Raw genomic sequence first — 21,206 nt, forward strand, 5'->3', positions numbered from 1 at the left:
TTTATTGGGGGATCTATTCCACGCCCGATACAAACCTAAAAAGCATGAGTTCCATTATAAATTCTTTCAGTGGGCAATTGATTTGTCGGAGCTGAAAGAGGCTCATCAGTTGAGTCGTTGGTTTTCGTGTAAAGGTTTTGCTCCGCTGTGGTTTCGGCGAAAAGACTACCTTAAAAAAGAGCCCGGCACTTTACATGAGGCAGCGCTGTCTAAAATGTCAGCGCTGGCGGGCAGAAAGCTAGATGGCCGGGTTATGTTTGTCGGCAACATTCGGACCTTCGGTCTGTTTTTCAGCCCGATTAACCTTTATTTTTTAGAGCAGCAGGGCTCTTATACCTATATGCTGGCTGAAGTCAGCAATACCCCCTGGCTGCAGAGGCATTATTATTTAGTCGATTTAGGCGAAAAGGAACCCACAAGCCAAAAGGTGTTTCACGTATCACCTTTTAACCCCATCGATATGACCTACCACTGGCGCATCATGCCGCCGGCAGAAAAACTGTTTGTGCAAATAAGTGCGCATCAGGAAGAAAAGGACTTTGTGGCCGGTATGAATTTATTACGTTCTTCGCTAAACCAAGAAAGTATCCATAGCGTATTAAAGAAAACGCCTGTTATGGCTTTGAAAATAATCGGCGGTATTTATTGGGAAGCGTTAAAGCTATTTATAAAGCGGGTACCGTTCTACGGTCATCCAGGAAAATAATCTTAGTAAAGGAAAGTATTATGCCTGGCAGTGAAGTGGCATTGGAAACTCAAGTTCAGCGCGGGTTTTGGAATAATCAATTTCGCAACGTGGCGTTTACGTTATTACGCCATTTAAAAAAAGGCGAGTTGGTTATCGCCGAGAACGGACGCACGATAGAGCGTTTTGGTGAGAAAAACGCTGACTTAAGCGCGACAATTAACGTGCTGTCCGCAGACTTTTATCGCCGCTTAGTGACCGGTGGAAGCATAGGTGCGGCCGAGCTTTATATTGATAGGAGTTGGGAAACCGATGACTTAACGTCCGTTATTCGCGTGTTTGCCCGTAACCTGCCCGCACTGGACAAGCTTGAAACGCGGCTGGCGTGGCTTACGTACCCGTTTAATAAATACCAACATTGGTCAAACCGAAACCATAAGTCACAAGCAAAGAAAAACATTTCGGCTCACTATGACTTGGGTAACGAACTGTACACTCGTTTTCTGGATGACGCGATGCAGTACTCCAGTGCGTTATTTTTAAGTGAAGAAGACACCTTAGATACCGCGCAGCAAAACAAAATGAAACGTCTGTGCGACGTTTTGGAGCTAAAAAAAGACGATCATTTACTGGAAATTGGTACCGGCTGGGGTGGATTGGCCGTTTTTGCGGCTAAAAATTACGGTTGCAAAGTAACCACCACGACTATTTCAGAAGAGCAGTTCGAGTATGCAAAAGCTCGGGTTGAGAAAGAAGGCTTAGAAAAGCAAGTGACTTTGCTTAAAAGCGATTATCGGGACTTAGAGGGTCAGTACGACAAGTTAGTGTCAGTTGAAATGATAGAGGCGGTCGGTAAGCAGTATTTGCCAACCTTCTTCAAAACTTGCAACCGATTATTAAAGCCGCACGGTAAAATGGCGTTGCAGGCCATTACCATAGCGGATCAGCGTGAGAAAGCTTATGCCCGCTCTGTCGACTTTATTCAGAAGCACATATTCCCGGGTGGCTTTCTACCGTCGCTAAGCCAGATGACTCAGTTGTTTAAAAAGCATACCAACATGGTGGTCAGAGATACGTTTGACTTTGGTCTAAGCTACGCGAGAACGCTGAATATCTGGGCGGAGAACTTTAATGCAAAGGCAGATGAGTTAGCCAAGTTTGGTTATGACGAGCGTTTCTCAAGACTGTGGAACTATTACTTCAGTTATTGCGAAGGTGGCTTCTTGGAAAAGCGCGTGTCGGTCGTGCAAGTTGTTGCGGACAAGAGTCAGCTTTAATTAAGACCTGGGCGGAAGGTATTTATGCACAAGATTATTAGTTTTGTTCTGTTCAATGGTATTTGGTTCAGCGCGGTTGTAGGACGTGGTGATTACCTTTGGCTGACAGTTGCGTTAGTGCTGATACAAGTCGTCTATAGCTTGCGTATTGGCAATACTCACTGGACAGTTATGGCTCGCTTGTTTGCGGTGGGCCTTTTATTGGAAGCTATCAGCATTAGTTTGGGCGTCATTGATTTCGAAGGTGGTTACTTTCCACTATGGCTCGCTCTATTGTGGCTTGGTTTTGCAGCCATGGCACCAGTTGCTCTTGACTGGCTGGCAAAAAAGGCGTGGTTGGCGTTGATCGCGGGAGCAGTTTCAGGACCGGTGACTTATATGACCGGCGTTCAGTTTGGTGCCGCCACTATTGAGTCAACGCTGTTAACGGTGGTGACCTATGCCGCTGTCTGGTCATTGATGATGGGCTACTTTGTCTATCTTATGACGTCTAAGCCTAATGAACGTAAGGAGATATTGCCATGAAACGTTTTCTGACAGCTGCATTGACGCTGCTATTAAGTGCCGTGAATGCTTCTGCGTTGGCGGCCAGTTGCGAGGCGTCGGTGCCCGGGGACTTTTCTAAAGTGGGTGAAACCCGGCTCAGTGTTTTGTTTTGGGATGTCTATGATGCAGCGCTTTATAGCCCATCGGGTGCGTATGAAAAAAGTGAACGTCAGGCGCTCAAGCTGAATTATTTGCGCGATATTGACGCCGATGAGCTCATCGAAACCACTGAAGAAGAATGGCAAAAATTGGAGTTGGACGCTTCAGAGCATGATGAATGGTTAGCAAAATTAAAGGCTATCTGGCCGGACATTAAAGAGGGCGACTGCCTTCTTCTGGTGGAAAGTGATAACGGCTATGCAGAGTTTTATCAGGGCGAAGATCTGTTAGGCACAGTTGAGAGCCAGGCGTTTACCGATCAGTTTCTAGCGATATGGTTGTCTCCGGAAAGTCGCTTCAAAGAAGAGCGTAACGAACTTGTGGGAGCAAAATAATGGTTAAGTTAATAAAAGTACTTGTTCTGGTCAGTGTTGCTGCCTTGTTAGCCGCTTGCTCAACTAGCATAGACACTTACAAGTCAGCCAAGCCTGTATTAAAGCTCGAAGAGTTTTTTAAAGGCGACTTAGTGGCTTATGGCATGGTTCAGGACTACAGCGGTGAAGTGATACAACGCTTCACTGTTGAAATGACTGGAACCTGGGACGGTAACGAAGGGAAGCTAGACGAATATTTTACCTACGCCGACGGCCGTGAACAGCGTCGTATTTGGTACATTACCAAAACCGGTGAAAACAGTTATGAAGGGCGAGCCGATGACGTTGAGGGCGTGGCAAAAGGTACAACCGCAGGTAACGTTCTTAACTGGGAGTATCAGTTAGAAGTACAAATGGACGGCGAGCCTCTGGTACTGACTTTAGATGACTGGCTGTATTTGGTTGATGAAGATAATATGATCAACCGTACCAACATGTATAAGTGGGGCATTCCGGTTGGTGAAATCACGCTTTATATTGGTAAAAAATAAAGGTTAAGAAACCCTGTCATAAGCCGATAACAAACGTATAATGCACGTTAGTGTTAAACTGTAATCTGGGAATCGGCTGTGGCAATTAATTATCCGTCATTTACCTACAATAACCCGCGTATTCAGGGGCAAACAGTATTTATCAAGCGAGGCCCTCATCAGGGCAAGCTTGGCATTATTGCTAAGGTCATGGATAACGAGCGTTATTTAGTGTCACAGGCAGATTTTGGCTCTGAGCAAGTCATTTTCAAACGCAGCGACTTTTTGGTGCATCGTTACCGAAAAATTAAGGTGCCGATTGACCGTGTGGCGGGCAAAAATCCAGACGTTCTGTAATAGATAATGTATTAAATAATAAAAAAGCGACATTGAATGTCGCTTTTTTATTGGGTTAGAGCGCTGTGTTTATGCGCTACCGCGGGGTAGACGGCAGTCAGTGCCTTTGTCATCTAATTTCTGTTTCCACAGTTCTTTCGCAGTTAAGCCACCAGAGTTTGATTTTTTAACAGCAGGCTTTTTCGCGGCCGCTTTTTTAGGAGTCTCTTTCTTAGTAGCGCTTTTCTTAGGGGCTGCTTTTTTGCTTTCAGACTTAGTTTCCGTCTTTTTCGCCGTTGCCTTTTTAGGCGCGGCTTTCTCAGCTTTAGCCGATTTACCTTTCGCTAACGCTTTGGCTTCTTCGTCAAGCTGGGCCAAGCGGACGTTTTTGCCACCATCAACGCTGTACCAACCGTTGCTTGCTTCAATTTTTGGCTTTTTACCATGAGCTTTTTCGTAAGCTTCGGTATATTCCGCCAGTACCTTTTCTTTATCCAGTTTGCTCATGCAAATTTTCCTTTATTCAAGGGTTACTTTAAAACTCTGCTTAAAAAAGCTTCACACTTTGTTTATACCGTTTTTTCGGATTATTGTCTAATTTACGTTAATATAACGTTTTTTCAGGCCTTTTAAGCGAGAAAGCAGTATGACAGTTAAGCGTTCTGAACTTCACCAGTATTTAAATTCGTATTTAAACAGTGGAGCAATAAAAGATTATTGCCCAAACGGGTTACAGGTGGAGGGTACCGAATCTATTGGTAAAGTCATTACTGGAGTGACAGCGTGTCAGGCGCTCATAGATAAGGCCGTGGAAGAGCAGGCCGATGCTATTCTCGTGCATCATGGTTATTTCTGGAAGGGGGAACCTGAGCCTATAACCGGCATGAAAAAAAACCGTATAAAGCAATTGCTGAAGCACGACATTAACTTGTTTGCCTATCACTTACCGCTCGATGTTCATTCTGAGGTAGGTAATAACGCTCAGTTAGCAAAGCTGATGGGGTGGCAAATGGATGGGCCGGTCGACTCGAGTGACCCGGCGTGTCCTTTAGTGATTGGTTCGGTAAGTGAATCAATGACAGGGCAGCTATTCGCAAATGAACTTGAGAGCAAATTACAACGCCCACTCACGTGCTGGGTAGAGCCGACTCGCCCTATTCAGAGATTAGCTTGGTGTACCGGCGGTGGGCAAGGCTTTATCGACAGGGCCGCCGCATTGGGCGTCGACGCTTTTATTACTGGCGAGGTCTCAGAGCCGACAATTCATAGCGCTCGCGAGCAGGGTATTGGTTTTTATGCCGCAGGGCATCATGCCACTGAGCGTTATGGCGCGAAAGCACTGGGTGAACATCTTGCTGGCAAGTTTGGTTTGGATGTACGCTTTATCGATATAGACAGTCCGGCCTAGGCGATGCATGAATGAACAACGAAAAACGTCAACGTGGCGACTTTAGTGGTATTAGCAAAAAGTTTTCTAAGAACATTTATGACAGCACAAAAGGGCGCTTGAGAATGGCGGTTCTCAAAAGAGATTTACAGCCTTTTTTGAGCGGTCAGCCGCGTCACGTGTTGGATGTCGGCGCGGGCCTTGGTCAGGCGAACGAGTGGTTTTTAGAAAGAGGCTTCGATGTGTTGCATACGGACATTTCTGAAGAAATGGTTGAAGCAGCTCGGCTGCGTCATGAAGAGCTCGGGTTAGCCGGTAACTGCCGCTACCAAATTGCCGATTTAGCGACGTTAGCAAGTAATGAAAGCCAATTTCCAATAGTGCTTTGCCACGCAGTTTTGGAATGGGTGCCAGATGCCGAAACAGCATTGGCTCAATTGAATGCGTTGCTAGAGCCGGGCGGTACACTTTCACTGATGTTTTACAACCGTAATGCCAAACTGTTTGCTAATGCGGTTTACGGTAACTTTGATTATATCGAGCGAGGCTTAAAGGTGAAAAAAACGGTGCGGTTAAGTCCGCAGAACCCGTTGGTGCCGGAAGAGGTTGAAAACATCGTGCATAAGCTTGGGCTGGAAGTGACCCAAAAAACCGGGGTTCGTTGCTTTCATGACTATTTGAGAAACCTTGATGATCAGCAGCGTTTCGACGAGCTGCTCGCCATTGAATTGAAATATAACCAGCAACCCCCTTATCGCGACTTGGGGCGCTACCAACATTGGTTGATAAGAAAACCGGAGAACGAACAATGACAAAACAGTGCGCATTTATTGGTTTAGGTGTTATGGGCTACCCAATGGCGGGCCATTTGCAAAAGCAGGGCTTTGATACGTGTGTGTATAACCGTACGGAGAGCAAAGCGAAAGCCTGGGTAAACGAGTACCAGGGGCGCTATGGTGAAACACCGGCACAAGCGGTTAAAAGTGCGGATGTTGTTTTGGTTTGCGTTGGCAACGATGACGATGTGCGCAGTGTATTTTATGGAGACGATGGTATTTTAGCTGGCTTAAAAAATGGCGCTATTGTTATTGACCATACCACCGCGTCGGCAGAGTTGGCCCGAGAGCTTAATGAAGCTGTCGTCCAACAAGGAGGTCACTTTATGGACGCGCCGGTATCTGGTGGACAAGCTGGTGCTGAAAATGGCGTGTTAACGGCAATGATTGGCGGTGAACAGGCGGCTTTTGATGCAGCCAGCGATGTATTGGCGTGTTATAGCAAAACACGTGAATTAATGGGCGACGCTGGTGCCGGGCAATTAGCTAAAATGGTGAACCAAATTTGTATTGCCGGCGTGGTTCAAGGTTTGTCGGAAGGTTTACAGTTAGCGCGCAAAGTGGGATTAGATCCTGACAAACTTATTGCTGCAATAAGTCAAGGCGCTGCGGGCTCCTGGCAAATGGAGAATCGTTATAAAACGATGTGGAATAACGAATATGAACATGGCTTTGCGGTAGACTGGATGCGCAAAGACCTAAAAATTGCGTTGAACGAAGCCGACAGGCAAGGTCTCTCCATGCCATTAACTGCATTAGTCGATCAGTTTTACGCTGACGTACAGAAGATGGGCGGCAACCGCTGGGATACCTCAAGCCTTCTAGCCCGCCTGGAAAAATAACATAACTGAAGTAGCGTGATGCTATTGCATCAGGTGAGATATCCAAAAAGAACACCGGATAATAAAAAAGGAGACTCATGTGAGTCTCCTTTTTTGTGGTTTGTTACCGTGACGGCTTATCTGAAGCCTTTACGGCGCAGAGCGTTAGTAGTGAACTCGTCACGGCTTACTTCAATATCCCACTCCATGTATGGGTCTTCTTCGTTACCCAAGCCAAGGGAAATGTAACGACCAGAGTTTAAGTCGTACAGTGCTTCGGCAGCCATCCATGGTACGTCTTGGTTATAGAACTGAGTATTCAGAGCTTCACCAACACGCCATAGCTCGCCACGACCGTCATAATGGTCGATGATAGACGCTGTCCAGCTATCTTCGTCAATGTACATAGTACGTTTTGAGTAGATGTGGCGTTCGCCTTCTTTCAGGCTGCCTTCAACGACCCAGACACGGTGTTTTTCGTAACGAATAAGATCCTGGTTCATATGACCAGCCTGAATGATATCTTCATAATTTAATTCAGGGTTCATGATCTTAAAGTTGTTGTAAGGGATATAAATCTCTTTTTTACCCTTAAGCTCCCAGTTGTACTTGTCAGGAGCACCGTTGTACATATCAAGGTTGTCTGAGGTACGCAGACCATCGGACGCGGTACCCGGACCGTCATACGCAACGTTAGGTGCGCGACGAACGCGGCGTTGTCCTGCGTTATAAATCCACGCACGACGACCTTCTTTAACCTGGTTAATGGTTTCATGAACCAACAGAACGGTACCGGTTAAGCGAGAAGGTGCTTCAACTTCCTGCATGAAGTAAAACAGGATGTTGTCGTCAGCTTCTTGGCGACCTGTTTCTAAGTATTCAGGAAATGCCAGTGTTTCTTTTAGTTCAACGGTTACGTAATCACCATTCGCCAATACTGGAAATTGTGCAATGTTACGTGTGACTGCACCACCGCGATAACGAGTAATATGGTTCCAGACAACCTCTAAACCGTTCTGAGGAATAGGGAATGGAATAGTCGTATCGAAGTTTTCCAAGCCGTTACCGCCGGCAACCATTTCCGCGTTTTCAGCATTTGACTTGATTTTTGGCCACAGCTCGTCGGGGTAAGTCGCCGTACGGTGTGTAGGGTAAACGTGCATTTTATAGTCCGGATACTTCTCGAACATTGCCACTTGACCCGGCGTTAAGTTGTCTTTGTACTCAGCCAGGTTGTCGTTAGTAATTGTAAATAATGGCTTCTCGTCAGCAAACGGGTCATTACCGCGAACAACTTCTACGGAGTGATCAGAGTAACCACCGTCCCACGCGGGGATAGAACCATCGGCATTTGCTGCTTTCTCAGCACCAATAGGGGTTAAGTCTTGACCAAGCCGTGCGGCTTCTTCAGGTGATACTTTAGCCGCAACGCTCGCGGAAATCACCGACATGGCGAAAACGCCAGCTTTTAGCATCAGTTTATTCATTATGATTTTCCTTGTTGTTCTACTTTCCAACATCACTTTGCCAGAGGACTGACCTCTCAGGCAATACTTTAACGAAAAAAAGCATGAAATTAACGAAAAAAGGTTTTCAAATTATCTTGAGCTTATACAATCCTATGACATTTTGAGTACCCAGGAGGTTCCATGCGTTCGTCTTTTGCCCTGTCCGGGCTGTTGTTGGGGGCGTTTTTTAGCACCGCGGTATATGCCCAGGACGGCGATACAACAACAAACACTGACTACGAAGTTATCAGTGCACCAGCGCTGTCGTCTGATGAAATACAAAGTGAAGTACTTATTGAAATTGCTTCTAATGGTCAACAACTGGTTGCTGTTGGCGCACACGGGAATGTGATTCGTCAGGACAGTAATGGCAATTGGGTGCAGGCAGACGTTGATAGTAGTGTACTCATCACCAGTGTTGATTTTGCGAACGCTGAAAAGGGCTGGGCGACTGGGCATCATGGTGTCATTTTAACAACTGAGGATGGCGGTCAAAGCTGGACGCGTCAATTGGACGGTTTTCAACTCATGGCGTTGGAAAAAGCCTTTTATCAGACGAAAGTCTCAGCTCTTCAAGCTCAAATAAAAGAAGAGGAAGATCCAGAGGTTATTGGCGAACTTGAGTGGCAGCTGGAAGAAGCGCAGTTTCAAATCAGTAATATTGAAGTGGCAGAGGAAGAAGGTCCCAGCAAACCATTTTTAGACATACTGGCACTCAATGGACAAACGGCGTTTGCTATTGGCGCATACGGAACCTTCCTGAAAACCACTGATGGTGGAGCAAACTGGCAGGTTATTTCCGACAAGCTGGACAACCCCGGTGGTTATCATTTAAATGCCATTATTGCTCGTGGCGATGACTTTTTCATTGTTGGCGAAGCAGGACTGTTATTTAGCAGTGACGATAAAGGCGAAAACTGGACGCGTTTAGAGTCGCCCTACAGGGGCTCGCTATTTGGCGCACATTTAGATAATGCGGATAACTTATGGATTTATGGTCTTCGTGGGAACGCTTATGTTTCGTCGGACAAAGGTCAGTCTTTTGAGCAAATTGAAACGGGCACTGGCGTTAACCTGTCTGCTGGTGTTGCAACGGAGTCGGGCGATCAGCTCATTGTCGGGCATTCTGGGACGATTTTAAAAGTCGATACTGATCTCAATGTTGAGGCGCTCAGACACCCTAGTGGCTCAGTAATGACAGACATTGTCGTCGTTAGCGACGGAAAGTGGTTAATGACAGGACGTAGCGGGTTATTGCATTGGCCTGCTAAAGTGACTGAGGACGAAGCGTTGGCATCTCAACAAGGAGCGCAGTAACGATGGATAATCCAATATCGAAAAAGCCGGCGGGAATTATCGAGAAGTTACTTTTCGGATTTCGTGCACCCTGGCTCGTCATATTCTTACTGATTACCGTTTTTCTTGGTTACAACGCGGCGCAGGTTCGTCCCGATGCCAGCCTGACCAAGATGATTCCAACGCATCATCCGTTTATTCAAAACTATTTTGAGTATCAGGATGACCTTGCCAGCTTAGGTAACGTTGTCCGTATTGCTGTTGAACATAAAAACGGTGATATTTTTGATGCCGAGTTTCAAAAGAAACTTCAGGAAATTACGGATGAGGTCTTTTTTATTCCGGGCGTTAATCGTTCAGGCTTAAGAAGTTTATGGACGCCTAATGTCCGCTGGATGGAAGTGACCGAAGAAGGCTTTGTGGGTGGCCCGGTTATTCCGGACAGTTACGATGGCAGTGAAGAGTCGTTAGAACAGCTGCGCACAAATGTCCTGCGATCGGGTGAGGTAGGGAACTTAGTCGCGAATAACTTTGAGTCGACCATTATTTACGTGCCACTTGACGAAGTGAATCCGGAAACGGGCAAGAAGCTCGACTATCAGGAGTTTTCAGAAAAGCTGGAAACCTTGGTTCGCGAAAAATACCAAAGTGAAGACATTGCCATTCATATTACCGGCTTCGCCAAACTCATTGGTGATCTCATTGAAGGCGCTGAGCAGGTCGGTTTGTTCTTCTTGCTGGCTATTGCTATTACGTTAGCGATGCTTTACGCCTACAGTCGTTGCTGGCGAAGTACTTTTACGGTACTTGGCTGCTCTATTATCGCGGTACTTTGGCAGCTGGGCATTATTAAGCTGATAGGCAGTGGTATTAACCCCTATTCGATGCTGGTACCATTCCTGGTCTTTGCGATAGGAGTATCGCACGGTGTTCAGGTTATCAATGCGATTAGTCATAACCGCGTTGCCGGTTTTGACAAGCTTGAATCTGCCAAGCTAGCGTTCCGCGGGCTTTATGTTGCGGGTCTAACGGCACTGGCAAGTGACGCCATTGGCTTTACCACACTCATGGTTATTGACATAGAAGTCATTAAAGAGCTGGCGATTGCCGCAAGTATTGGTGTTGCGGTTGTCGTGTTGACTAACTTGGGTCTACTGCCAATTTTAATGTCGTACCTGGGCACTTCTAAAAATGGCGTAGAGTATGAGAAGCGCATAGAAGGCGAACGTCACCCCATATTTGAGTTGTTTGCTAAGTTCACTCAACCTAAATGGGCTTATTCCGCAGTAGCCGTTGCATTAGCAATGTTGGCCTGGGGCTTAATTAATAGCCAGAACATGGAGATTGGCGACCTTGATAAAGGGGCGCCAGAGTTGCGTCCTGACAGTCGTTACAATCAGGATAACGCCTTTATTGTCGACAACTACAGCTCAAGTACTGATATCTTTGTTGTTATGGCAGCGTCAGCGCCAGAGCAATGCATTGCTTATGACAATCTGGAGCTAATGGAGCGCTTTAGTTGGCACATGGAAAACACCCCTGGTGTGCAAGACGTTAAATCCGTCGTCTACGTGTCAAAGATGGGCATGTTCGGTATTAATGAGGGGAACCTGAAGTGGTTCAGTCTGAACCGCAACAAATATGTTATTAACGCATCATTAAGCCGTATTCCGGATGGTTTAATTAATAACGATTGCTCAATGGCGCCTATCATCATTTATCTGGATGATCACAAAGCAAAAACTCTGCAAACCGTTGTCGACTCAGTGGAAAGCTTCAATAACCGTTACCAACAGGAAGGGCTAGATTTACTCATGGCTGCCGGTAATTCGGGTATTGAAGCGGCAACGAACGATGTTATCTCCAAAGCTCAGAACAAAATGCTGTTGTGGGTGTATGGTGTGGTTATTGTGCTTTGTTTCATCAGTTTCCGCAGCTTAAGAGCTGTTGCCTGTATCATTTTACCGTTGGCGTTTACCACCGTCATGAGTCAAGGCTTAATGGCCGTGCTGGGCATTGGCATTAAAGTCGCAACCTTACCGGTCATTGCCTTGGGTGTCGGTATTGGTGTTGACTACGGCATTTATATTTACAGTAAAGTGAAAGAAGGCTTACAGCAGGGAATGTCACTGCAAGACACCTATAAATATTCGCTGGATAATACGGGTAAGGCCGTTGGTTTTACGGGGCTTACTCTGGCAATAGGTGTGGCAACCTGGATATTCTCGCCCATTAAATTCCAGGCGGATATGGGCATACTGCTGACCTTCATGTTCCTTTGGAATATGTTGGGTGCGCTCATTCTTATTCCGGCATTGGCGCGTTTATTCCGAGTAGGCAGTAAAAACGAGCAGTAACTTCGGTTAACGGAAAAATGGTGGAAAAACCTAAGCGTCGGCTTTTATTAAGTCGGCGCTTTTTTCTGCAATGGCGATAGTGGGGGCGTTGGTGTTACCGCTAATAACCGTGGGCATAATTGACGCATCGACGACCCGTAAACGCTTAATGCCATGTGCTTTCAGCGACGCATCGACAACGGCTTCTGAATCATTGTCAGGACCCATCTTACACGTGCCGACTGGGTGGTAAATAAGCCCTGTCCTCGACTTAATTTCTTCAAGTAGTAGCGAATCGTTTGTCGCCCCTTCGGTTGGGAATAAACGTCCACCATTGTGTTTTGCGAGCGCTGGTTGTTTCATTATCTCAAAGGCTTTTTTTATTCCATGTAACAGCGCTTGTTGATCGTCTTTTTCTTTTAGAAAGCCATAAGTAATTGTCGGCTTTCCCATTGGACTATCTGGATTTAACTGAACCTGGCCACGAGACTTAGGCCGAAGCAGGCAGACGTGACAGGTGAAGCCGTTGACTAGCGTGGGTAGCCAGTCATAACCACTGTCATTGAACATTACGGGCAGTAAGTGGACTTGTATGTCGGGCTCGTTAACCGCCTCTGATGAACGATAAAACGCGCCAACTTCAGCAATCGAATGCGCCAATTGGCCTTTACCGGTAAACAGGTATTTTAAGAAAGGCACCGAAAGCTTCAGTAAATTCCAGGGCGTCAGAGTCAATCCGTCTTTGGCTTTGTTTTTGTAATGCAGACTGATGTCGACGTGCTCTTGTAAGTTTTTACCTACACCGGGTAACTCATGAACGAGGTTAATACCTGCATTCTCTATTTCATTAGCCGGACCAACACCAGAGCGCATTAGAATCTGCGGTGAGTTAAAAGTGCCAGCGCTTAAAATAACCTCTTTATTCGCCATTGCGATATAAGACTCACCAGACCTTTGATAGGCGATGCCGGTGGCAGTTTTTCCGCAGAATAGAACACGCTCAGTGAGGGAGTCGGTTAACACCGTTAGATTCGTTCTATGCAACGCGGGCTTTAGGTAAGCATGATAGGTACTGCAGCGCTTGCCATCTTTCATCGTAAACTGATAAGGGCCATGACCTTCTAATTGCGCGCCGTTAAAGTCTGTATTTCGGGGTAAACCGTATTCCTGACAGGCGCTTAGAAATTGTCTTGAAACGCAGTAGTAAGGCGTGACATCGGAAACATGTAACGGACCTTCAGCTCCATGATAAGCGTTAGCTCCGCGACTGTTGTTTTCACTTTTAATGAAGTAGGGCAGTAAGTCGTTATAACCCCAGCCACGGTTTCCTAAAGCGACCCAGTGATCATAGTCGGATGCAAGACCGCGAGTGTATATCATGGCATTGATACCACTGCTGCCACCCAGCATTTTTCCGCGTGGCGTGTAGCTGCCTTTAGCCGAGGTTAAATGCGGTTCTTTTTCGGCGCGATACAGCCAATTAAATTTGCGGCTGTGCATAAAGCGGGCGAAGCCGGATGGCATGTCAGAAAACAGCCCACCGTGCGATGCTCCGGCCTCTAATAGCAAAACGCTGTATTTACCGCTTTCAGTAAGCCTATTGGCGAGCGTACAGCCGGCAGAGCCGGCTCCGACAATAATGTAGTCGTATGACTTTTGAGTGTTAGAGTGAGGCGACGTAGTCATACAATGATTTTAAAAGGCGCAACTTGTGGGCGTCTTCCTGATGCTGGTTAGCCAACTCTTCCAGGCGCAACGCAAAAGCGTCCGCAGAGAGCATCCCTTGCGGCGGGTCAATGAGACGTTGCTGACAAAACTGACGCCACTGATTCAGCTCTTTGTCCGTTAATGTCGACGGATAGTTACGAGCACGGTATCTCAGCAGCAGCTTTTCCATACGCGGGTCTTCAAAGGCTAAATCCAGCCCAGCTAATTGTTGCGGCTCTGATGATCGAATAATTTCCATGTGCTTTTTGTCTTGCGGCGAGAAAAAACCGTCGTAAATTTTGTGGTCAACATCGGTTCTTGGGGCAAACTCTTTGGTTTGCTCGAACACTTGCATTAGCTTGTCTCTGAACGCACTGTTTTCCTGCAGCCACTGCGCATTTGCAGCTACGGTTTCCATATTGAGGTCAGCTCGTGCAGAAGCGTCCTCAGAGATTGTTTTAATAGGCGCAAGAAACGGACTGCGGCCTAGATGAATGTTTTGTAGACCACTTTTTTGCTGCCCTTGAGCTTCCAGCTCTTCGCGGCTGGTGTAAGTCAGTTCAACAAGTTCATCGACTGACTTATCGGCAAAGAGCTTAGGATCAATGCGCAAGTCCCAGGCAATAACATTACTGTTTTGTTTGGGGTGAAAGCCCAGGGGCAATATGGCGGACAAATACCGGTTTACGGTGCCGTAAAAGCCGCTGACGTGTGCTAGAGGTTCAGGTGCTTGCCAGTTAAAAAGGTTAAGCAGCTTTTGCTTACGGCGAATACTGTACGCCCACTGCCATAACTTTGGCTGCTTTTCTTTAATGAGTTTAGCCAGTCCAATGGTCGCGTAGACGTCGGACATTGCATCGTGCGCTTGGCCGTGTTCAATGTTATTAGCGACACTTAAATGCTCGAGTTTCAAGCTAGGCTGGCCGTCCTCATTGTCTGGCCAGTTAATACCTTCAGGCCGCAATGCGAAGCAGGCTCGGGTGACATCAATTAAATCCCACCGGGAATTGCCATTTTGCCAGCTGTATTCATAAGGGTCATAGAAGTTGCGATAGAACAGGGAACGGGTTACTTCGTCGTCAAAGCGAATATTGTTGTAACCAATAATGGTGGTGTTTGGCTTTTGAAACTCTTCGGCAATGGCTTTGCTGAACGCAGCCTCACTGATCCCTTGTTTTAGTGCCAACTGTGGTGTTATGCCGGTCACTAACGTCGCCTCAGGGTTAGGCAGAAAATCTGGCGTAGGCTGCACATACAGTGTTAACGGACGTCCAACCACATTAAAGTCCGTGTCGGTGCGAAGCCCAGCAAATTGCGCCGGACGGTCAACTAATGGGTTGGCTCCCCAAGTTTCATAGTCGTGCCAGTAAAAGGTCTCTTGTTCGTTTTGTGCCATAACCTAAGCTTACGCTGCTCTATAGAAAAGAAAAACTATAGCATGAGCTCAATACTAAATTCAGTCACTTATTAAGCCGAGGTTATCAAAATAGCGCATTAAACCCGCTCATAATCCTCAATAATCAAGTCGTAAGCTTTCTTCAATTTTTCTGTCAGTGTTCTGTTGTCGTCATGACGAAAGGCAAGCTCCGCATGTGGTAACACTCGTTCGCCTACGCGACGGGCAATGGCGTCTTCTAACTGCTGCTGGTCGCCCGATGAGGCCTTGGTTGGCACTTCAACGGTAATGTCGCCTTTTGAACCGATGTGTTCATAGTTAACACGATAAGTTGGCATAATCCCTCCATCAATCGCATTGCTAAATGCGTGTTTATCCCCTCTAATAAGACTAGACGAAATACAATAAAAAGCAGGGGATATTGGTTATGAAAAAAACACTTCTCTTATCGGTACTGGCTGGCGCACTGATTGGATCAGCGCCGTTGCAGGCGGATGACCACGGTGCTGAATACGCAATGGCGATTCACGGTGGTGCCGGAACCATTACGCGTGCGAATTTAACGGATGAACAAGAGCAAGCCTACAAAGACAAACTCAACGAAGCGTTGGAAGCGGGTAGGGCTGTATTGAAAGACGGTGGTGACAGCACCACTGCGGTTATTGCGGCTATCCAAGTGATGGAAGAGTCTCCGTTATTTAACTCGGGCAAGGGCGCTGTTTATACCTGGGACGGTGAACACGAACTGGATGCGTCATTAATGGAAGGCGAAAAGGGTAACGCCGGCGCAGTTGCTGGTGTAAAAACCGTGAAAAGCCCTATTGAACTGGCACGTGAAGTGATGGAAGAGTCCGTACATGTCATGCTCAGTGGTGAAGGCGCTGAACAGTTTGCCAGACAGCAAGGTTTAGAGCAGGTCGATAACAGCTATTTTAATACGGAACGTCGCTATCAACAGCTGTTAAAAGCCAAAGAAAAAATTAAGGCAAGTGAGCAGCCAGAGCAGCAAGCCTGGGAGTATCTCGATTTAGATTATAAATACGGCACGGTTGGCGCTGTAGCGGTCGATAAAAACGGTTTATTAAGCGCTGGTACGTCAACAGGCGGCATGACGGCGAAGCGTTATGGTAGAATAGGTGATTCCCCTATTATTGGTGCTGGCACTTGGGCGGATAACGACAGTTGTGCGGTATCAGCTACTGGGCACGGTGAGTATTTTATTCGCTTTCACGTGGCGGCAGATATTTGTTCGCGGGTTAAGTACAAAGGCCTTTCGGTCAGTGAAGCCGGCGACGAAGTCATTCATGGTGTCCTGGAGCAAGCCGGAGGTACCGGTGGCGTGATTATTATTGATGCCGAAGGCAATGTGGCCATGCCGTTCAATACCGAAGGTATGTATCGTGGCTACTTTAAAGGCGACGGTAACACGCACATTGCTATTTATAACGAGGAAGAATAAGTTCGGAGTTTATGAGTCGTAACAAAACGAATACCAACCCTTTCGTTAAAAAATATCAGTCTCAATTAGAGCAATGTACGTACCAAAAGGCCGCGCAACTGCGCGGTCGTTTGCGTGGGCTGGTGAAAGTAAAGGATGAAAAGAAGCAGCAAAAAGTGCTCAGAGCCATTGAGGCAGACATTGAGCAGGCCGAGTTGAACTACTTACAGCGCTGCGAGCAGTCTTTTCATATTGAATATCCTGAAAACTTACCGGTTGCGCAGCAGCGAGATGATATTAAAAATGCCATTGAGGAAAACCAGGTCGTTGTTGTCGCTGGTGAAACCGGATCGGGTAAGACGACTCAGCTACCGAAGATGCTACTGGAGCTTGGCTATGGCTGCAAAGGTGTCATCGGCCATACACAACCGCGACGTTTAGCGGCTCGAAGTGTTGCTGCGCGCATTGGTGAAGAGCTTCAGGATTACGCTAAACAGCAAGTCGGTTACAAAATTCGCTTTCAGGATGAAACGGCACCGACGACTGCTGTGAAGCTAATGACCGATGGTATGCTGCTTTCCGAGCTGCAGCAGGATCCGTTATTACTGCAATACGACGCCATTATTATCGATGAGGCGCACGAACGCTCGTTAAATATCGACTTTTTGCTCGGTGTTTTACACACCTTGCTGCCCAAACGTCCGGACTTAAAAGTTGTTATTACCTCCGCAACTATCGAAACAGAACGTTTTTCTAAACACTTCCACGACGCACCGGTGTTAACGGTCAGCGGTCGGACTTATCCGGTGGAAGTGCGTTATCGAGACCCGTCAGAAGGGAATAAAACCTCTGAAACGGATATTTTGCAAGGTGTTTGCGATGCGGTAGAAGAGCTGCAAAGTGAAGGGGACGGCGATATTCTCATTTTTGCCAGTGGAGAGCGGGAAATTCGTGATTATGCCGACGCTATTGGTGATTTAAAACTGAGAAACACCGAAATACTGCCTCTTTATGCCCGGTTGTCCTCTCACGAGCAAAACCGAGTGTTTCAGTCACATTCTCAGCGCCGTATTGTCATTGCTACCAATGTGGCGGAAACGTCATTGACGGTGCCGGGCATTCGCTATGTTATCGACCCGGGAACAGTACGTATCAGTCGTTACAGCTACCGAACTAAGGTTCAGCGCTTGCCGATTGAGCCAATCTCTCAAGCTAGCGCGAATCAGCGTAAAGGCCGTTGTGGACGTATTGGCCTGGGCATTTGTATTCGCTTGTACAGCGAAGACGATTTTTTACAGCGCCCGGAATATACCGACCCGGAGATACTACGGACGAACTTAGCTGCCGTTATTCTTCAAATGTCGGCGTTGCGTCTTGGGGACATTAGAGACTTTCCGTTTGTACAAAAGCCGGATGAGCGCTTTGTTAAAGACGGTTTGAATCTGCTGGAAGAGCTCAATGCCATAGAGCCGGGTAAAAAGCGAGAGAAGCCAAGGCTCACGGAAATAGGACGGCAGCTTTCTCGTTTACCGTTAGACCCTCGGTTGGCGCGAATGGTGTTAGCCGCCAAACAGTATGGCTGTGTGCGGGAAATGCTGGTGATAACAGCAGCGTTGAGTATACAGGATCCGCGTGAGCGTCCGCATGAGTTTAAACAAAAAGCTGATGAGTGGCATCAGCGATTCCACGATAAACATTCCGATTTCATGGCGTATCTGAACCTGTGGAATTACATAAAAGACAAGCAAAAAGCGCTTTCCGGTAATCAGTTTCGCAAGCAAGTGGCGCGCGAATTTATTCACTTCATGCGGCTGCGCGAGTGGCAGGACATTTACACACAAAGTCGCCAGACGGTGCGGGAACTGGGTTTTTCGATTAATGAAGAGCCAGCGACTTATGAACAAGTGCATCGTGCGCTCATTTCTGGCCTGTTGTCGCAAGTGGGGATGAAAGAAGACCGGCATGAATATCAGGGGACACGTCAAACTAAGTTTCATATTTTTCCAGGCTCAGGACTTTTTGGTAAACCGCCTAAATGGGTGGTTACCGCTGAACTTGTCGAAACCTCGAAGCTGTATGCGCGCATTAATGCGGATATCGATCCTTTATGGGTGGAGGAAGCGGCATCTCATTTGGTGAAGAAAAGCTATTTAGAGCCGCACTTTGAGAAGAAAAAAGGCAGTGTGGTGGCAGACGAACAGGTCACTATGCTGGGCTTAGTGTTAGTGCCAAGACGACGTGTTCAGTATGGCCCTGTAGCACCAACTAAGGCGCGTGAGATATTCATCCGCGAGGGCTTGGTTAACAGTCAGTTGCAACGCAAGTTGCCGTTTATTCAACACAACTTGAAACTGATTCAAGATGTTCAGGCCCTGGAGGCGAAGTCGCGGCGCCGCGATATTCTGGTGGACGAGGAAGTCCTTTTTGAAGCGTATGAACGGCACATACCGGAAGGCATTTATAACGAAAAGCTGTTAGCCGGTTGGTGGCATAAAGCCGCCAAAAAAGAGCCGAAGCTATTGTTTTTTGAACGAGATGATCTCATCGCCGGTGAGACCGAACACATTACCGAGAACGATTATCCGGAGTTCTGGCGACAGGGTAACTTGCGTTTGCCATTAACCTATCACTTTGAGCCTAATGCGGTTGATGATGGGGTGAGCGTCAATATTCAATTAGGGGTGCTTAATCAGGTAAAACCAGAAGGCTTTGATTGGCATATACCGGCACTGCGCGAAGAGCGCATTGCTCATTTAATTAAGTCACTACCTAAGGCGTTGCGCAGAAACTTTGTGCCTGCCCCTAACTTTGCTGGCGCCATAATGGCCGACGTTGAGCCCTTTGAAACGTCGCTGTTAGAAGCCATGACACACAAACTTCGCCGTATGACCGGTGTAACCGTACCGGATGACAGCTGGGACGAAAGCAGCTTACCATTGCATTTACGTATGAACTTTAAAGTGTTAGATGGCAAAAAGCTCATAAAGCAGGGCAGAGATTTACAACGTTTACAAGACGAGCTGTCCGGGAAAGTTCAGCAACGTCTGGAAAAGGCTGCCGGTGATGACATCAGCCGCGATGATGTTGAAAGCTGGGACTTTGACGATTTGCCGGAGGTGGTGACGGAAGCGCAGCAGGGGTTTGAAATTAAGGCCTATCCTGGCTTAGCGATTAAAGGTAGCCGTGAGGTTGCGTTGCAGTTGTTTGACTCGAAAGAAGAAGCCGAACAGCAGCACCGACAGGGCTTGCGTCGACTGTTGTTAAAGCAAATTCCGTCGCCAGTAAAGCATTTGCAAAAGTCACTATCGAATAAAGCGAAGCTGGCGATGTATTTTAACCCCTGGGGTAAGGTAGAAACACTGATTGAGGACTGTATTGCTGCGGCTGTGGATGCGGTGATTGATGAACAACTTGAAGTGGGCAATAGGTTGCGAAGCGAACAAGGTTTTGAGCGGCTGAAAGAGCAAGTTCGTGGTGAATTAAATGAACGAGTTGAACAGATAGCCCTTAGGGTCGAGCAATGTCTGACACATTCGCAGGATGTTCGAAAAGCGCTGAAAGGTAAAATTCCGCTCGATCAAATTCAGTCGCGAGGCGATATTCAGGATCAGCTGGATAATTTAATTTTTCCGGGCTTTGTCTCGAGGTTTGGTGAACGACGGCTCGACGATATTGTGCGCTACTTAAAAGCCATGCAACGTCGTTTGGAAAAACTGCCGGTGGACCCGAATAAAGACCGCTTAATGACCATAGCACTTAGTAATTTACAGGAAGCCTATAGTGCGGTCTTAAAACGTTATAAAACCGGCGCTTTGATTCCTGAAGATGTGGCTGAAATTCGTTGGATGATAGAGGAGCTGAGAGTTTCGTTCTTTGCTCAGACGTTAGGAACGAAATATCCAGTGTCTGAGAAGCGAGTGAAGCAGGCAATAGAAACGATCAAAAAAGGCGGCTGAAATAAGCCGCCTTTCTTAAGCTAATGCTCGAAATATTAAGCCGTGTATAGGCCTAAGTTCTCTTTTGCGTATGCTTCAAACTCAGTGAAGCCGCCAACGTGTGACTCGTCGACAAATATTTGAGGTACTGTGTGTACCGGCTTCCCAACCGTTTTTTCTAAGTCCGCTTTAGAAATGCCTTCTGCGTGAATATCAACGTAGCGATAATCGAAGTCATCGCGGTCTGCTTTTAATTGATCGGCAACTTCTTTTGCGCGTACGCAGAACGGGCAGCCAGGACGTCCAAAAATTACTGTAAACATGAAATACCTCTTCCTTAATCAGTGTTATCGGGAATTATCCATTTTTTAGGCATAAAAACAAATGGCTCTTACCGATGACTGTAATCGATTCTGTGAATAGCCAATACGCTCTGTGCTAGTGTTCAATATCGAGGTCGGATTCCGGCACGCAACAGCAGGGCAAAATATCGCCCTTTCGAACGTAAGCTAACGGCTCAGTGGTATAACGTACTTGACCAGATTTTAGTTTAGTCCGGCATGCACCACAAAATCCACTACGACAATGGTAGTGCATTTCCAGCTGGTGTTTTTCCAGTGTCTCCAGCAATGTTCCTTCAGTCGCGTCAACGGCAAGCTCAGGCCCGCCGTTAACTTTGACTTTAAAGGTTTTAGTCAT

Annotated in this window: 20 protein-coding genes; 13 read left to right on the forward strand and 7 right to left on the reverse strand. The window is 46.9% G+C overall.

Annotated features, from left to right (window positions below; all coding sequences use genetic code 11):
• The first annotated feature begins 4 nt into the window (after positions 1–4).
• The 6 genes from CEW91_RS05800 (at position 5) to CEW91_RS05825 (ending at position 3,868) form a co-directional block, all read left to right on the forward strand.
• The gene (locus CEW91_RS05800; RefSeq protein WP_157776070.1) at positions 5–706 is read left to right on the forward strand and encodes a DUF1365 domain-containing protein; all 702 of its coding nucleotides are present in this window, start codon (positions 5–7) and stop codon (positions 704–706) included.
• A 20-nt stretch (positions 707–726) separates the two neighbouring features.
• Positions 727–1,962, forward strand: a complete 1,236-nt coding sequence (locus CEW91_RS05805; protein WP_088768088.1) for an SAM-dependent methyltransferase — start codon at positions 727–729, stop codon at positions 1,960–1,962.
• Between the two features lie 24 nt (positions 1,963–1,986).
• Positions 1,987–2,487, forward strand: a complete 501-nt coding sequence (locus CEW91_RS05810) for a DUF2878 domain-containing protein (RefSeq protein ID WP_088768089.1) — start codon at positions 1,987–1,989, stop codon at positions 2,485–2,487.
• Positions 2,484–3,002 (forward strand): chalcone isomerase family protein, encoded by a 519-nt coding sequence (locus tag CEW91_RS05815; protein WP_088768090.1) that lies wholly within the window; start codon positions 2,484–2,486, stop codon positions 3,000–3,002. The genes CEW91_RS05810 and CEW91_RS05815 overlap by 4 nt, the downstream gene beginning before the upstream one ends.
• Positions 3,002–3,532, forward strand: a complete 531-nt coding sequence (locus CEW91_RS05820; protein WP_088768091.1) for a DUF3833 domain-containing protein — start codon at positions 3,002–3,004, stop codon at positions 3,530–3,532. Before CEW91_RS05815 ends, CEW91_RS05820 begins: the two co-directional genes overlap by 1 nt.
• Before the next feature lie 78 nt (positions 3,533–3,610).
• The gene (locus tag CEW91_RS05825) at positions 3,611–3,868 is read left to right on the forward strand and encodes a DUF3912 family protein (RefSeq protein ID WP_088768092.1); all 258 of its coding nucleotides are present in this window, start codon (positions 3,611–3,613) and stop codon (positions 3,866–3,868) included.
• A 69-nt stretch (positions 3,869–3,937) separates the two neighbouring features.
• Here the strand turns inward: CEW91_RS05825 and CEW91_RS05830 are convergent, their stop codons facing one another.
• Positions 3,938–4,354, reverse strand: coding sequence for a hypothetical protein (locus tag CEW91_RS05830; RefSeq protein ID WP_088768093.1), 417 nt, complete (start codon positions 4,352–4,354; stop codon positions 3,938–3,940).
• Between the two features lie 139 nt (positions 4,355–4,493).
• Between CEW91_RS05830 and CEW91_RS05835 the strand changes: the two genes are divergently transcribed.
• From CEW91_RS05835 to CEW91_RS05845, 3 genes are read left to right on the forward strand one after another with little or no spacing between them, the layout of a single operon-like run.
• On the forward strand, positions 4,494–5,255 hold the full coding sequence (locus CEW91_RS05835; RefSeq protein WP_088768094.1) for a Nif3-like dinuclear metal center hexameric protein: 762 nt from the start codon (positions 4,494–4,496) through the stop codon (positions 5,253–5,255).
• Between the two features lie 11 nt (positions 5,256–5,266).
• Complete coding sequence (locus CEW91_RS05840; RefSeq protein WP_088768095.1) at positions 5,267–6,046, forward strand: methyltransferase domain-containing protein; 780 nt, start codon at positions 5,267–5,269, stop codon at positions 6,044–6,046.
• Positions 6,043–6,912: an NAD(P)-dependent oxidoreductase gene (locus CEW91_RS05845; protein WP_088768096.1), complete on the forward strand. Its 870-nt coding sequence runs from the start codon at positions 6,043–6,045 to the stop codon at positions 6,910–6,912. The genes CEW91_RS05840 and CEW91_RS05845 overlap by 4 nt, the downstream gene beginning before the upstream one ends.
• 116 nt (positions 6,913–7,028) lie before the next feature.
• Here CEW91_RS05845 and CEW91_RS05850 read toward each other — a convergent pair whose 3' ends face one another.
• On the reverse strand, positions 7,029–8,378 hold the full coding sequence (locus CEW91_RS05850) for a DUF1329 domain-containing protein (protein WP_088768097.1): 1,350 nt from the start codon (positions 8,376–8,378) through the stop codon (positions 7,029–7,031).
• A 162-nt stretch (positions 8,379–8,540) separates the two neighbouring features.
• On the opposite strand from CEW91_RS05850, the gene CEW91_RS05855 reads away from it, so the two are divergent.
• Together CEW91_RS05855 and CEW91_RS05860 are read left to right on the forward strand one after the other, a co-directional pair.
• Complete coding sequence (locus CEW91_RS05855; RefSeq protein ID WP_088768098.1) at positions 8,541–9,716, forward strand: WD40/YVTN/BNR-like repeat-containing protein; 1,176 nt, start codon at positions 8,541–8,543, stop codon at positions 9,714–9,716.
• A gap of 2 nt (positions 9,717–9,718) precedes the next feature.
• Positions 9,719–12,052, forward strand: coding sequence for an efflux RND transporter permease subunit (locus tag CEW91_RS05860; RefSeq protein ID WP_088768099.1), 2,334 nt, complete (start codon positions 9,719–9,721; stop codon positions 12,050–12,052).
• Between the two features lie 30 nt (positions 12,053–12,082).
• Here CEW91_RS05860 and CEW91_RS05865 read toward each other — a convergent pair whose 3' ends face one another.
• The 3 genes from CEW91_RS05865 to CEW91_RS05875 all read right to left on the reverse strand — a co-directional run bounded on the left by CEW91_RS05865 (position 12,083) and on the right by CEW91_RS05875 (position 15,472).
• A complete protein-coding gene (locus CEW91_RS05865) occupies positions 12,083–13,717 on the reverse strand; it encodes a GMC family oxidoreductase (protein ID WP_088768100.1) in 1,635 nt (544 codons plus the stop codon).
• Positions 13,695–15,134: an exodeoxyribonuclease I gene (sbcB, locus tag CEW91_RS05870; RefSeq protein ID WP_088768101.1), complete on the reverse strand. Its 1,440-nt coding sequence runs from the start codon at positions 15,132–15,134 to the stop codon at positions 13,695–13,697. Before sbcB ends, CEW91_RS05865 begins: the two co-directional genes overlap by 23 nt.
• 98 nt (positions 15,135–15,232) lie before the next feature.
• Complete coding sequence (locus CEW91_RS05875; protein WP_088768102.1) at positions 15,233–15,472, reverse strand: hypothetical protein; 240 nt, start codon at positions 15,470–15,472, stop codon at positions 15,233–15,235.
• A gap of 89 nt (positions 15,473–15,561) precedes the next feature.
• Here CEW91_RS05875 and CEW91_RS05880 point away from each other — a divergent pair, with 89 nt between their 5' ends.
• Both CEW91_RS05880 and hrpA read left to right on the forward strand, forming a co-directional pair.
• On the forward strand, positions 15,562–16,593 hold the full coding sequence (locus CEW91_RS05880; RefSeq protein WP_088768103.1) for an isoaspartyl peptidase/L-asparaginase family protein: 1,032 nt from the start codon (positions 15,562–15,564) through the stop codon (positions 16,591–16,593).
• Between the two features lie 11 nt (positions 16,594–16,604).
• Positions 16,605–20,528: an ATP-dependent RNA helicase HrpA gene (gene hrpA / locus CEW91_RS05885; RefSeq protein ID WP_088768104.1), complete on the forward strand. Its 3,924-nt coding sequence runs from the start codon at positions 16,605–16,607 to the stop codon at positions 20,526–20,528.
• Between the two features lie 35 nt (positions 20,529–20,563).
• Here the strand turns inward: hrpA and CEW91_RS05890 are convergent, their stop codons facing one another.
• Both CEW91_RS05890 and yfaE read right to left on the reverse strand, forming a co-directional pair.
• Positions 20,564–20,830 (reverse strand): GrxA family glutaredoxin, encoded by a 267-nt coding sequence (locus CEW91_RS05890; protein WP_053953811.1) that lies wholly within the window; start codon positions 20,828–20,830, stop codon positions 20,564–20,566.
• Positions 20,831–20,945: 115 nt separating this feature from the next.
• The gene (gene yfaE / locus CEW91_RS05895; protein ID WP_088768105.1) at positions 20,946–21,206 is read right to left on the reverse strand and encodes a class I ribonucleotide reductase maintenance protein YfaE; all 261 of its coding nucleotides are present in this window, start codon (positions 21,204–21,206) and stop codon (positions 20,946–20,948) included.

The organism is Idiomarina piscisalsi, from assembly GCF_002211765.1.
In the GTDB taxonomy this organism is placed as follows: domain Bacteria; phylum Pseudomonadota; class Gammaproteobacteria; order Enterobacterales; family Alteromonadaceae; genus Idiomarina; species Idiomarina piscisalsi_A.

Bases quoted from the DNA above. Each gene is read 5' to 3' on its own strand.
- CEW91_RS05805 (WP_088768088.1), top strand. From the start codon at position 727: ATGCCTGGCAGTGAAGTGGCATTGGAAACTCAAGTTCAGCGCGGGTTT.
- CEW91_RS05810 (WP_088768089.1), top strand. From the start codon at position 1,987: ATGCACAAGATTATTAGTTTTGTTCTGTTCAATGGTATTTGGTTCAGC.
- CEW91_RS05815 (WP_088768090.1), top strand. From the start codon at position 2,484: ATGAAACGTTTTCTGACAGCTGCATTGACGCTGCTATTAAGTGCCGTG.
- CEW91_RS05820 (WP_088768091.1), top strand. From the start codon at position 3,002: ATGGTTAAGTTAATAAAAGTACTTGTTCTGGTCAGTGTTGCTGCCTTG.
- CEW91_RS05830 (WP_088768093.1), bottom strand. From the start codon at position 4,354: ATGAGCAAACTGGATAAAGAAAAGGTACTGGCGGAATATACCGAAGCT.
- CEW91_RS05835 (WP_088768094.1), top strand. From the start codon at position 4,494: ATGACAGTTAAGCGTTCTGAACTTCACCAGTATTTAAATTCGTATTTA.
- CEW91_RS05840 (WP_088768095.1), top strand. From the start codon at position 5,267: ATGAACAACGAAAAACGTCAACGTGGCGACTTTAGTGGTATTAGCAAA.
- CEW91_RS05845 (WP_088768096.1), top strand. From the start codon at position 6,043: ATGACAAAACAGTGCGCATTTATTGGTTTAGGTGTTATGGGCTACCCA.
- CEW91_RS05850 (WP_088768097.1), bottom strand. From the start codon at position 8,378: ATGAATAAACTGATGCTAAAAGCTGGCGTTTTCGCCATGTCGGTGATT.
- CEW91_RS05855 (WP_088768098.1), top strand. From the start codon at position 8,541: ATGCGTTCGTCTTTTGCCCTGTCCGGGCTGTTGTTGGGGGCGTTTTTT.
- CEW91_RS05860 (WP_088768099.1), top strand. From the start codon at position 9,719: ATGGATAATCCAATATCGAAAAAGCCGGCGGGAATTATCGAGAAGTTA.
- CEW91_RS05865 (WP_088768100.1), bottom strand. From the start codon at position 13,717: ATGACTACGTCGCCTCACTCTAACACTCAAAAGTCATACGACTACATT.
- sbcB (WP_088768101.1), bottom strand. From the start codon at position 15,134: ATGGCACAAAACGAACAAGAGACCTTTTACTGGCACGACTATGAAACT.
- CEW91_RS05875 (WP_088768102.1), bottom strand. From the start codon at position 15,472: ATGCCAACTTATCGTGTTAACTATGAACACATCGGTTCAAAAGGCGAC.
- CEW91_RS05880 (WP_088768103.1), top strand. From the start codon at position 15,562: ATGAAAAAAACACTTCTCTTATCGGTACTGGCTGGCGCACTGATTGGA.
- hrpA (WP_088768104.1), top strand. From the start codon at position 16,605: ATGAGTCGTAACAAAACGAATACCAACCCTTTCGTTAAAAAATATCAG.
- CEW91_RS05890 (WP_053953811.1), bottom strand. From the start codon at position 20,830: ATGTTTACAGTAATTTTTGGACGTCCTGGCTGCCCGTTCTGCGTACGC.
- yfaE (WP_088768105.1), bottom strand. From the start codon at position 21,206: ATGACTAAAACCTTTAAAGTCAAAGTTAACGGCGGGCCTGAGCTTGCC.